The organism is Hymenobacter duratus (genome assembly GCF_014698995.1).
In the GTDB taxonomy this organism is placed as follows: domain Bacteria; phylum Bacteroidota; class Bacteroidia; order Cytophagales; family Hymenobacteraceae; genus Hymenobacter; species Hymenobacter duratus.
In genome coordinates, this window is record NZ_JACWZZ010000002.1 from 818,891 (window position 1) to 830,669 (window position 11,779).

The window sequence follows — 11,779 nt, forward strand, 5'->3', positions numbered from 1 at the left end:
CTATTCCACGCCGAAGCCGGCTTTTTCCAGCTCGGCCCAGAACTGCGGATAGGACTTGCGCACTACCTGCGGAGCCTCGATGGTGAGCGTCCCACGCAAGGCCAGCGGTGCGAAGGCCATGGCCATACGGTGGTCGTGGTACGTGGCAACGGTCTGGCCGCTTACGTGAAAGTTGTCAGAGCTCACGCGGAAGTGGCCTTCACTCTCCTCCGTCAGAAACGCACCGAAATTGGCCAGTTCGGTCTGGAGGGCAAAAATCCGGTCGGTTTCCTTGATGCGCAGGCTTTCCAGACCAGTCATCAGCACGGGCACCTGCAGCGCGGCAGCTACTACGGCCACGGTTTGGGCCAGATCAGGGCAGTCAGTGAAATCCTGCGTGAAAGCTTCGGTAGCAGCAGTTTGCATGAGCCGCACACCATCGGCAAGGTACTCCGTCGTTACGCCCAGCTTCTCCATGATGCTCACAATGGCCTGGTCTCCTTGCCAGGAATAGCGGCGCAGACCGGGCAGCTGCACCCAGGAGCCGGCCGGGGCCAGCGCCACCATGGCGTACCAGTAGCTCGCCGCCGACCAGTCGGATTCAATGGTGTAGTCGGTGGGCTGGTAGGCACCGGGGCGGGCTTCTACCGCCGTGCCCAGGTCGCGGCAGTTGCCCCCAAAATGCTGCATCAGGGCCAGCGTCATCCGGATATAGGGCCTTGAGCCTACTTTGCCTGTCAGGTGCAGCCGCAATCCGTGCGGCAGCGTAGCCCCTACCATCAGCAGCGCCGAAATGTACTGGCTGCTGATGTCGCCGCGCACTGTCAGCTCGGCCATTTCCTCGGCTTCGGGAGTGGTTTTGGTGTAGTGCCAACCTTTCAGCTGCAGTGGCGGGAAGCCATCCTGGCCGTCATATTCTATTTCGGCACCAAGCTGGCGAAGCGCATCTACGAGGATGGCAATGGGCCGCTCCTGCATTCGGGCAGTGCCCGTGAGTAGGGCACGGCGGTTGGTTACGGCCAGATAGGCCGTCAGAAAGCGCATTACCGTGCCGGCGTCTTCGGCATCAAATTCCGCCGCTGCAGCGTTTGCCAGCAGGCGTTGCATGAGCTGGGTGTCGTTGGCGTCGGAAAGGTTGCTGAGCGTGCCGCCGCCGGCCAGAGCCTGCAGAATCAGGGCGCGGTTGCTTTCACTTTTGGAAGCGGGCAGATGGGCCGTGCCCCGTAGCGGGCCAGAAGCCCAGTTGAGCGTGAGGGAAGAGTTGATGGCAATAAATCTGTGAGCCAAAGCAGGGCGCGTTGGTCGTTGTTGAACAATGGGCTGGCAGCCGGAAACGGCCAAAACGTGGCTACAGGCGGTGGTAGTAGCGCAGCGAATCGGCCAGCTCCTGCACAGTAACGGGCTGGTCGTAGACGCCCCGACCGATGCCGTGCAGCAAGGTACAGTTGATGATGGACCCGGCATTCTTCTTGTCCTGCCACGCATATTCCGCAATGGCCTCGGTTTCTAATGACACAAACTGCACCTTGTCAAACACCGAAAACAGGAACGTTTCTATCTGGTCCAGTTCTTCTGCGCTCAGCAGGCCTTTCTGCACCGACAGCCAGGCCTCACAGACCATACCGGCCGCTACTGCCTCGCCATGCAGAATTTCGCGGCCCGGCTGCGTGAGCAGGTAGCTTTCCAACGCGTGCCCCACAGTGTGGCCGAAGTTCAGGAGCTTGCGCGGGCCGGCTTCCAATGGATCCTGGGCTACTATTTCTTTTTTCAGCGCCACTGAGGCTTCGATCGTGCTGGTCCAGTCTTCCAGGAGCATGCCCGTGCGGCGCTGCACCCGAAATGCTTCCGCATCGGCAATCAGGCTGTGCTTTACCACTTCCGCATACCCCGATTTCAGCTGGCGCGGATCCAGCGTGTGCAGAAACCGGGGGTCGATGAATACACCAGCCGGCTCCTGGAATACGCCCAACTGGTTTTTGAATCCCTGGAAGTCAATACCGGTTTTGCCGCCTACACTGGCATCTACCTGCGCCAGCAGGGTGGTAGGCACCTGCACAAACCGGATTCCACGCTTGTACAGCGCGGCACAGAACCCGCCCAAATCGGTAAGTACGCCGCCCCCCAGGTTCACGAGCACCGCATGCCGGTCGGCCCGGCGTCCGGTCAGCTCATTCCAGACGGTTTCGCAGGAGGCCAGCGTCTTGGCTTCCTCTCCCGCCGGCAGCTCGATAATTGTATGCTCGCTGGGCAGGTAGGGCAACAGCAAAGGGTAGCATAGCCGGCCAGTGTTGGCATCAGTCAATACAAAAACCTGACTCACGGCCGGCTGCCGCAGCATTTCGGCCAATTCTGGCAAGGCATTTGCTCCAATCCACAGGGTTTTATTCAACTTAAACTTGCTTTAAGAAAATTAACTTCAGACAGACCCCTCTTTTCAGTACAAAAATAGCCCGTTGTTATGCAACTTTAGGGAGGCTATTCTGATCATCTAAACGAAACTTACAACCTATTGGATTATGCTATTCTCTACTCCTCGCTTTTTGCTGTCTGCAACGCTGGCTACCGGCTTGTTTTTGGGTGCCTGCAACCGGGATGCCCTGCCCCCGATGGAACAGCAGCTGGTGGGCCGCTGGGAATGGCAACAGACCTCTGGCGGCAGCACGCCCGCCCTCACCCCAACCAGCACGGGCCATCAGATGGTGGTCGAATTTGACCGGCGCGGTTGGGCCCGCTTCTACCAGGATGGCAGCCTGACGAGTGCGGCTGCTTTCACCGTACGGCACATTCGTGGGGGCTTCCGGCGGGCCGGCCGCCACATCATTCTTTACCGTGGCTACGAAGGCAGCCAGTATTATTCTGTGGCAGGCAATATGCTGTACCTGCAGGAAATGCGCGGCAAAGCAGCCCGCCACAGCTACACCCGGCTCCCTGCCGAAGGGGCCATTTCCACTGTTGTGCCACGGCCCCTATAGTTTTTGCAGCCCCCTGCAACTTTCTGCGGCGCGTCTGGCTCCTATCATATATCAACATACCTCTCTGTATTCTATGCGTTTCCTACCTAGGCTACTGTTGCTTTGCTGCCTGTGCAGCGGCTGCGAAAAAGAGGACGCTGCGCCAGGCCCTACAGCTTTGGCAGGAAGCTGGCAGTGGAAGAGCAGCTTCTGCGGCTGGAGCGGTGCCAGCTCCCCGGCTACCACTGGCTACTCGGAGGTGCTGCTGCTGGACTTGGCGGGCCGGGCACAACTCTACCGCAACGGCGCCTTACAGTCTAACACTGCCTACAGTCTCAGTCGCCATTATTCGGCGTTCAGCCAGGAAACCGCCGACTACATCAGCCTCGACAATCGGGAGCTTCGGTACGAAATCCAGAACAACACGCTGACTCTTTCGGAGGAAACCGCCGACGGTTGCAGCAGCTCTTATGAGGGGTCCAATCGATAAAGAATTCAACCAATTATCCGAATGCTAAAACGCTTTACATCCGCCACGTTTCTCGCCGTAATCTGCCTGACCAACATGGCGGCCCTGTGCTGCCGCCCCACCGAGCCCGGCGACTTACCGGCTAACTACGACGTACTGGCGCAGGACCAGGGCTATTGGGAATGGGAGCGTAATGTAACCGAAGGCCCTGTAGTTTCGCCTGCCACGACAGGCTTCTCGCGGCAGCTGGTTTTTGGAGCCGATGGGCAGCTCACTATCCGCCACAGCGGGCAGGCCCACAGCCAGGTCTCGTATCAGCTTTCTAACGGCACCTTCCTGCATTGCGGAAGCCCGCAGCTGGTACTGCCCCTGGTCACGTTTACTTCCGAGCCCCAGGTCCCCAACAACGAACGAAAGTCCTATACGGTGGAAACTACGGCTACCGGCCGCACGCTTTCCCTGGTCGGGGAAAGTGCCTGCACGGACGGGGGCTACTACGAATCCTATACCTGGCACGATGAATAGCGGGGCTATTCGGGCCGCTGCATGATTTCGGTTTGCCGCCGGATGCTCTCCACATGAATCAGCTTGTAGAGTTCCGCCACGAATTTTTCGTTCACCCCGGCCCGTTTGGCCCACTCCGGCCTCGACGTGAAGATGTCGTTCCAGCGGTCCAGCTGCAAAATCTTCACGTTGTTCTCCTTCTTGTATTCGGCCAGCTCTCCTACCAAAGCCATGCGGCGGGCCAGTGCTTCAATAATTTCGCGGTCCGCCACATCCATCTTATGGCGCAGCTCTTCCGCCTTGTTGAGGTATTCTGCGTTGTTAGACGACCGGTAGCGGTATTTCAGCTCGCTTAGAATTTCGCCTAGGCGCTGGGGCGTCACCTGCTGCTCCGCATCCGAAAGGGCATGGTCGGGGTCCGGATGCGTTTCAATCATCAGCCCCTCGTAATCCAGGTCCAAGGCTTTCTGGGCAATGGGCAGCAGCAGGTCGCGGCGGCCCCCGATGTGGCTGGGGTCGCAGATGAGCGGAATGTGCGGAAAGCGGGTTTTCAGCTCGATAGGTAGCATCCAGGTGGGGGCGTTGCGGTAGCGCGAAGGTGCAAACGTGCTGAAGCCCCGGTGAATAGCCGCCAGATCGGTGATGCCGGCCCGCTCCAGCCGCTCCAGTGCCCCGGCCCACAGCGCTACGTCGGGGTTCACGGGGTTTTTCACCATCACCGGCACGCCGGTTCCGGCCAGCGCGTCGGCCAGTTCCTGCACCGCAAACGGGTTGACTGTCGTGCGGGCCCCTATCCAGAGCACCTCAATACCGTGGGCCAGCGCCTCTTCCACATGGCGGGGCGTGGCTACCTCAATGGCGGTAGGCAGGCCGGTTTCGGCCGTTACCCGGCGTAGCCACGGCAGTGCGACGCTGCCCATTCCCTCGAACGAGCCGGGACGGGTACGGGGCTTCCAGATGCCGGCCCGAAACAGGTCGATGTTGCCCAGGGCCTGCAGGCCGCGGGCGGTAGTCATCACCTGCTCCTCCGTTTCGGCTGAGCAGGGCCCCGCAATCAACAACGGATTGCCTTTCGCGGCCAGACGGCGCGTAAAAAAAGTGTCGTTGTCGGGCTGGGTATTCATAGGGGCAACAGAAGGGAAAACGAAAGGGCCGAAGAAGCGGCCAGGCGGAATGAAACCGAACGAAACTACGTTGGCAGTAGCTGGCCGCCTGAGTAACCAGGCCCGTTCAACCGTTGTTTAACGGTTATATTTGCCTTTCCAAACTACCCGCCCAAAGCTACTACCTGATGCCCACAACCCAAGCTCCGCCCATCTCCTTCGACGATACGGCTGTAGCCTTCGCTTCTAAATCCGACGCCGAGTTGCGGAAGATGTATGCGTTGTTTGCTGCTATGAACAACAACGTGCTGGTAAAAACCGGTGGGGGCCTCATGAAAACCGCCCTGAAGTGGCAGCTACCCGGCACTAAGTTTCTGATTAAGAAATCAATTTTCAATCAGTTCTGTGGGGGCGAAACCATCCAGGAGTGCATTCCGGTCATTGGAGAGCTGGGCCGCTACCAGATAGGCACCATTCTGGATTATTCGGTGGAAGGCGAAGGCAGCGACAAAAGCTTCGACCACACCTGCGACGAAATTCTGGCCACCATTGATCTGGCTCACCGCTCCACGCACATTCCGTTTTCGGTGTTTAAAGTAACCGGGCTGGCCGACAGTGCGCTACTGGAGAAGGTGCAGGCGGGCAAACCCCTGACTGCTGCTGAGCAGACCAGCTACGAGCGGGCGCATGCCCGGGTCGATGCCATCTGCCAGCGTGCTCACCAGTATGGCGTGCGGGTGTTTGTAGATGCCGAGGAAAGCTGGTTTCAGGAAACCATCGACAACCTGGCCTACGAGATGATGCGCAAGTACAACCGCGAGTCGGCCATCGTTTGGAATACGTACCAGCTTTACCGCCAGGACCGGCTTGAGGCTATCAAGGAAGCGTATGCCGATGCAAAAAAGGACGGGTATTTCCTGGGCGGCAAGCTCGTGCGGGGTGCTTATATGGAGAAGGAAGCGCGCGTAGCAGCCCAGCGCGGCTACCCCAACCCTATCAACCCCAGCAAGCAGGCCACCGACGACCTGTATGATGAAGCCCTGCGCTATTGCGTGAGCCACGTAGAGCGCATCAGTATTTGTGCCGGTACGCATAATGAGGCCAGCTCCCGCCTCCTGACCGAGCTCATGCAGGAGTACGATCTGCAGCCCGGCGACTCTCGCATCTGGTTTGCGCAACTGTATGGCATGAGCGACAACCTGAGCTATAATCTGGCCCATGCCGGCTACAACACGGCCAAATATGTACCCTACGGTCCTGTTGATGCAGTGATGCCCTATTTGCTGCGCCGGGCCGACGAAAACACTGCCATTGCCGGCCAGAGCAGCCGGGAGTTTTTGCTCATTCAGAAGGAGATACGTCGTCGCCAGAACCGCTAGTATAATTCTGTCCGGTTGGTACGGTTTTGGGTAGTCAGGTCCGCTGCTTCACGAATTGTGGAGCAGCGGACTTTTTTTTTCCTATTTTCCGCTCCTTTAACCCACACCACCCAACATGTTCGGCCGAATTCGCAGCCATTTGATCCGCTTTGCCCGCCACCAGGTAGGTACCGTCAGCTACCTGAACCTGGTGCAGGAAGCTGAGCTAGGGCTTAATCTGGAAATTTCTCACGAAAAAAGCCGGCTCAATGAGTTGCTGGCAGAAATTTCTGAACAAGAATTTGCTGCCGGCCGCCCTATCATTAGCTGCCTAGTGAAAGTGGAAGGCTCCAAAGGGCAAGGCGACAACTTTTATAAGCTGTGCGAGCGGCTTGGCTTAGGAGAATGGCGCACCCTCAAACAACAAGAAGACTTCCTGAAAAATATGCGTCGGGAATGCCGCGCATTCTGGCAGGACGAGCGTAATTTCGAACAGTTTGGGCAAAAATAGACTGGTGGAATAGAGCTGAACAGTAAGAAATAGCGGAAGACAAGTATTAAGCTGGCCCGAATTTTTTGTGTAACCCCACACAACAGGCCGCGTTTAGTACTCCAGAATCCGGGCACAACTCCTCCTACTCCTGTGCCGGATTCCCTTTCTTTTTTTACAAATTAACTCTCCCACTCATGAACACGAACGAATCGAACAACCCGCTGAATTCAGGTACTGGCTCAGGTGCAAACTATGGTACTGGTTCTGCCGGTTCCGGCTATGGCACGGGCAGCGGCTCTACTTCCAGCGGCAATATGGGTAACTCCAGCACCGGCAACTCCGGCATTGGCAACGACAATAATCCCCATCACGACTACAGCGCTACTCAGAAAGGCGCTGCTGCAGCCGGTACTGCTGGTGCAGTGGTAGGCTCCGGCGTTGATGCTGTTCAGAACGCTGCCGGTGACGCAGCCCGCGCCGTAACAGGCAGCAACACGACTTACGGCTCAGGCAGCAGCTACACAACCGGTATGTTCCGTGACCGTGACAGCGCTGAGAAAGCCTACACGTCGCTGTCGTCGCGTGGTTATTCTAAGGATGACGTGAATCTGCTGATGTCGGACGAAACCCGCAAGAAGCATTTCGGCGAAAACACGGTTGACACTGACCTGGGCGACAAGGCCATGGAAGGTGCTGGCGTAGGTTCGGCCATTGGTGGCACAGCAGGTGCCGTTATTGGTGCTATTGCCGCCATCGGTACTTCGGTTGCACTTCCAGGCTTGGGTCTGATCATTGCCGGTCCGCTGGCAGCTGCGCTGGCTGGTGCTGGTGCCGGTGGCCTCACGGGCGGCCTGGTAGGCGCGCTGGTAGGCTCGGGCATCCCTGAGGAGCATGCTGTTGAGTATGAAAACGACGTAAAGAATGGTGGTATCGTAATGGGCGTTAAACCCCGTAACGCAGAAGATGCCCAGTATTTCGAAGAGGAATTCCGCCGCAACAATGGCGACAAAGTACGTCGCTATTAAATTTGAGGTGATTAAGTAAAAAAGCCCTTCCCTAATCGGGAAGGGCTTTTTTTGTCTACTGGTCTGATCCTCTACCGCTAGAGGAAACTCGTGGCCCACGTGCAAATCTGGCCCGGTTTTTAGCAGGATATTATAGCAGAAACCCATGCAACTCCGTCTGCCGGATTAGTGCCTTTCTGCCAGAGGTCTTGCTCAGCAGTATGGCACTTAATTGGGGCCATTCGGGGTTTTATAGCAGAACCAGGGCTTCTGCCCCGCCGTACGGGTTCAGTATGGCTTTTGTGTACATTTGATTTTCCTCCATTTCACCCGACTTTCCATGTCTTTCCCCAGAATCAAGATAGGTTTGTATGCCGCGGTGGTGCTGGCCGTATTCGTGCTGGCATCTTATAAGCTCTACCAACGCGGTGATTCGCGCACGCCTGAAAAAGATGCAGTCCTGATCCAAGCGATGCTCCAGGGCCTTACCGCCGCCCACTACCAGCCTGAAAAACTCGACGATACGTTCTCCAAACGTGTTTTCGACCTCTACCTGAAGCGTGTAGATTCGAACAAGAAGTTTCTGCTGGCCTCAGACGTTGCTCAGCTGCGTAAGTTTCAGACTGATATTGATGATCAGGTGAAGCGCGGCACCCATGAGTTCATGGACCAGACGAACGTGGTGCTCGACCAGCGCATCAAGGACGTGCAGGTGCTGTACCGTGATATTCTGGCCAAGCCGTTTGATTTCACTACGGAAGAATCGTTTGAAACCGAACCGGACAAGATGGTGTATGCCGCTGACAAGACGGCACAGCGTGAGGAATGGCGCAAATTTCTGAAGTATCAGACCTTGGTGCGGATTTCGGAGATGATGGACGCACAGGCCAAGAAGAAGGACAAGCCGTTGGCTTCAACTTCCGTCACGCCTTCGCCCACCACTACTTCTGAGCCGACGCGCACTCCCGCCGAAATGGAGATAGAAGCCCGCAAGCGGGTACTGAAGTACTTCGACGACCAGTTCAACGATCTGCTGCAGAACGATGCCAATGACCGGCTGGCTATGTATGCCAATACTATTGCCAACACCTACGACCCCCATACGGAGTACTTTGCGCCCCGCGACAAAGAGAGCTTTGATATAGCTATGACAGGCCGTTTCGAAGGTATTGGAGCCACGCTGCAGGAGAAAGACGGCAATATCAAGGTAGCGGACATTGTGCCAGGCTCAGCTTCCTACCGCCAAGGTGGATTGAAGGCCGGCGACATTATCCTGCGCGTAGCGCAGGCTGCTGAGGAACCCGTGTCGGTGGAAGGTTGGCGCCTGGATAAGGCCATCACCCTGATTCGTGGCAAAAAGGGCACGGAAGTGCGCCTGACAGTGCGCAAGCCTGACAACAGCACGAAGATTATCCCTATCATCCGCGACGTAGTGGTGATTAAAGAGACCTTCGCCCAGTCAGCTACTATCAATGAGGCAGGTAAGAAAATCGGCTACATCAAGCTGCCTACTTTCTATGCTGACTTCAACGACAACGGTGGCCGCAGCTCAGCGGAAGACGTGAAGAAAGAGCTTGAGAAACTCAAGCAGGAGAACGTACAGGGCGTAGTGCTTGACCTTCGCTTCAATGGTGGTGGCTCGTTACAGGACGCCGTAGAAATGGCCGGGCTGTTCATCGATAGCGGCCCAGTAGTGCAGGTGAAAGGCAGCCAGGGCGCCGCCAGCGTCCTCAACGACCGTGACCCACGCGTGCAGTATAGCGGCCCGCTGGTGGTGCTTGTGAACAAGTACAGCGCCTCGGCTTCCGAGATTCTGGCCGCCGCTATCCAGGACTACAAGCGCGGCGTGGTGATGGGTGCTGCCAGCACGTATGGCAAAGGCACGGTGCAGCGCATCTTCGACCTCGACGACGCCCTGCCGGCTGAGTTCAACAGCATCAAGCCTTTCGGCTCGCTCAAGCTCACAACCCAGAAATTCTACCGTATCAATGGCGGTTCGACCCAGTTCAAAGGCGTAGTTCCGGACATCATCCTGCCAGACGCATACAGCTACCTCGACCAGGGCGAGAAAGAGCAGGAGTACGCACTGAAGTGGGACGAAATCAGCCCGGCTCGTTACCGCTCGTGGGCGCAGGCACCTTCCTTCGATAAGCTGCGCACTGCTAGCCAAGCTCGTGTTGCTGCCAGCCCTAGCTTCCGTCTCGTGAATGAACTAGCGCAGCGTATGCGCAAGCGCAAAGATGAAACGAAGGTATCGTTGAAGCTGACTGCTTACCGTACCGAGCAGGAACAGAACAAAGCCGAGTCGGACAAATACGAAGCCGTGCAGAAATCAGCTCAACCTTTGGCTATTGCTCCTCTAAGCATCGACCTGAAGGCACTGGGCACCGATACGGTAGAAGTGAACCGTGCTTCACGCTTCACCAAAACTCTGAACAAGGATATCACACTTCGTGAGGCTGTGTCGGTAGTAAAAGACCAGATGTAAGCCATCCATAAAGAGTACCATGAAAGCGCCTGCAGCCTATGCTGCAGGCGCTTTTTTTGCGCCCACTGCTAGCATTCTGCGAACATTATTTTCCTTTAGCAAATAGGCCATACTTTCAACTACTCAAATTATTGATTTACATTCATAAATCACTGACAATCAATGGTTATAATACAATAATATCATACCAATATTTTTAGCAAATACAGAACTAATCACTACTTTAGGGCGTTGAACTGATATGACGACGCAAGACATGGAAACCCCGATTATTCCGCTCGTTACGGACGAGCAGCAGAAGCTAGCTGATGAGACCTGGCGCAAGTCTATTCCGGCGCAGGTGTTTCTCAACTATTTCTTTGCCATCAACTACCACATCCAGGAAGGTGATGACGCAGCCGGTGGCCTGCAGCACCTCCCCTTCTTCCGCGCGCATCAGGCAGAGTTGACTGATACGGATCTGACGGCCGTTACGAAGCTGCTGCATGCTTGCTGGAGCACGGAGTATGCACTACGCTCTACCGCTGAGCTAGGCGACGAAGATTACCTACGCAACGCGCTGCACTGGACTTTCCCGCAGGCCTATCACAACATTATGGCCGGGTTGCAGGCATTCCTGTACACGGCCGGCGTGCGCGGCAACAATCCTTCGCTGGTTCGCCGGGAGGTGGGCCGCCTGGTAGTGCGCAATGCGTACCCACGCCCTGTTGCGTTTTACGCGGCGGGTGCCTACGGCGACTTCAGCATTCACCGGCTGCCGCTGGCGGGTTACAAAGCTGGCTTGCACATTGCGGGCAAGGAAATCGACGCCCAGGCTCAGATTGGGCAGTTCCTGCGCACTACGCGCAAGCTGAAAGCTACGGTTACCCGCCAGCAGATTCAGGCGAACCCAAACACAGCACTACGCAGCCAGAAGACCGGCAAAGTACTGGACAAATGGACGGCTTCGCACTGGCAGCAGATTACGTGGCGCCTCGGCTACACCACCATCTTCGATCTGCTGGGCCGCCTGCGCATCTCGCAGACCAGCCGTGAGATTGAGCGTTTCATTGAGGCTGAAATCGACTTCAAGCTCTTTCATCAGTCGCTGCTCAATATCGTGAGCTACCTCAATGGCATCCACGAAACCTACGTGGCCAAGGCCATGGGCCTGGAGCGCTACCAGCAACTGGTGGCCGAGTTGCCGAAGCACTTGCAGCACAGTTTCGTGGAAGACCGCCTGCGCACCCGGGTGCAGCCGACCATCACCGGTGAAGCGCCGATGCCGCAGATGGGTATTGCGGCCTGATATCCTTAGTTACTGATTACTGTTAGATCCTACTTCATATACACGTAAGAGCCGCCCTGCTGGGGCGGCTCTTTTTGCTTGCACCGGCCGCCAACTATCCGACTCTTTGCGGGTTTATGCGAATAAGTGTCCGGGCCGCACT

The 11,779-nt window shown here is 56.8% G+C and carries 11 protein-coding genes; 8 read left to right on the forward strand and 3 right to left on the reverse strand.

Annotated elements, in window-relative coordinates; translation table 11 throughout:
• Both IC231_RS11400 and aroB read right to left on the reverse strand, forming a co-directional pair.
• A complete protein-coding gene (locus tag IC231_RS11400; RefSeq protein WP_211539001.1) occupies positions 1-1,266 on the reverse strand; it encodes a 3-phosphoshikimate 1-carboxyvinyltransferase in 1,266 nt (421 codons plus the stop codon).
• Positions 1,267-1,327: 61 nt separating this feature from the next.
• Positions 1,328-2,368, reverse strand: a complete 1,041-nt coding sequence (gene aroB, locus IC231_RS11405; protein WP_190784626.1) for a 3-dehydroquinate synthase — start codon at positions 2,366-2,368, stop codon at positions 1,328-1,330.
• Between the two features lie 127 nt (positions 2,369-2,495).
• Here aroB and IC231_RS11410 point away from each other — a divergent pair, with 127 nt between their 5' ends.
• From IC231_RS11410 to IC231_RS11420, 3 genes are all read left to right on the forward strand, one after another.
• A complete protein-coding gene (locus IC231_RS11410; RefSeq protein WP_190784627.1) occupies positions 2,496-2,951 on the forward strand; it encodes a hypothetical protein in 456 nt (151 codons plus the stop codon).
• Positions 2,952-3,108: 157 nt separating this feature from the next.
• Complete coding sequence (locus tag IC231_RS11415) at positions 3,109-3,420, forward strand: hypothetical protein (RefSeq protein WP_190784628.1); 312 nt, start codon at positions 3,109-3,111, stop codon at positions 3,418-3,420.
• 21 nt (positions 3,421-3,441) lie between these two features.
• Complete coding sequence (locus IC231_RS11420) at positions 3,442-3,924, forward strand: hypothetical protein (RefSeq protein WP_190784629.1); 483 nt, start codon at positions 3,442-3,444, stop codon at positions 3,922-3,924.
• A gap of 5 nt (positions 3,925-3,929) precedes the next feature.
• Here the strand turns inward: IC231_RS11420 and IC231_RS11425 are convergent, their stop codons facing one another.
• Positions 3,930-5,027: a chorismate mutase gene (locus IC231_RS11425; RefSeq protein ID WP_190784630.1), complete on the reverse strand. Its 1,098-nt coding sequence runs from the start codon at positions 5,025-5,027 to the stop codon at positions 3,930-3,932.
• A gap of 167 nt (positions 5,028-5,194) precedes the next feature.
• Between IC231_RS11425 and IC231_RS11430 the strand changes: the two genes are divergently transcribed.
• The 5 genes from IC231_RS11430 to IC231_RS11450 all read left to right on the forward strand — a co-directional run bounded on the left by IC231_RS11430 (position 5,195) and on the right by IC231_RS11450 (position 11,637).
• Positions 5,195-6,385 carry a proline dehydrogenase family protein gene (locus IC231_RS11430; RefSeq protein WP_190784631.1) on the forward strand — a complete coding sequence of 397 codons (1,191 nt, stop codon included), beginning with the start codon at positions 5,195-5,197 and terminating at the stop codon, positions 6,383-6,385.
• A 115-nt stretch (positions 6,386-6,500) separates the two neighbouring features.
• Complete coding sequence (locus IC231_RS11435; protein WP_185890061.1) at positions 6,501-6,875, forward strand: hypothetical protein; 375 nt, start codon at positions 6,501-6,503, stop codon at positions 6,873-6,875.
• A gap of 176 nt (positions 6,876-7,051) precedes the next feature.
• Complete coding sequence (locus IC231_RS20345; RefSeq protein ID WP_211539002.1) at positions 7,052-7,882, forward strand: hypothetical protein; 831 nt, start codon at positions 7,052-7,054, stop codon at positions 7,880-7,882.
• Positions 7,883-8,201: 319 nt separating this feature from the next.
• Entirely contained in the window at positions 8,202-10,349 is a 2,148-nt protein-coding gene (locus IC231_RS11445) for a carboxy terminal-processing peptidase (protein WP_190784632.1), read from the forward strand.
• A 241-nt stretch (positions 10,350-10,590) separates the two neighbouring features.
• Positions 10,591-11,637, forward strand: a complete 1,047-nt coding sequence (locus IC231_RS11450; protein ID WP_211539004.1) for a hypothetical protein — start codon at positions 10,591-10,593, stop codon at positions 11,635-11,637.
• The last annotated feature ends 142 nt before the right edge of the window (positions 11,638-11,779 follow it).

Coding starts and splice junctions, on each gene's coding strand:
- IC231_RS11410 (WP_190784627.1), top strand. CDS start 2,496: ATGCTATTCTCTACTCCTCGCTTTTTGCTGTCTGCAACGCTGGCTACC.
- IC231_RS11420 (WP_190784629.1), top strand. CDS start 3,442: ATGCTAAAACGCTTTACATCCGCCACGTTTCTCGCCGTAATCTGCCTG.
- IC231_RS11425 (WP_190784630.1), bottom strand. CDS start 5,027: ATGAATACCCAGCCCGACAACGACACTTTTTTTACGCGCCGTCTGGCC.
- IC231_RS11430 (WP_190784631.1), top strand. CDS start 5,195: ATGCCCACAACCCAAGCTCCGCCCATCTCCTTCGACGATACGGCTGTA.
- IC231_RS11435 (WP_185890061.1), top strand. CDS start 6,501: ATGTTCGGCCGAATTCGCAGCCATTTGATCCGCTTTGCCCGCCACCAG.
- IC231_RS20345 (WP_211539002.1), top strand. CDS start 7,052: ATGAACACGAACGAATCGAACAACCCGCTGAATTCAGGTACTGGCTCA.
- IC231_RS11445 (WP_190784632.1), top strand. CDS start 8,202: ATGTCTTTCCCCAGAATCAAGATAGGTTTGTATGCCGCGGTGGTGCTG.
- IC231_RS11450 (WP_211539004.1), top strand. CDS start 10,591: ATGACGACGCAAGACATGGAAACCCCGATTATTCCGCTCGTTACGGAC.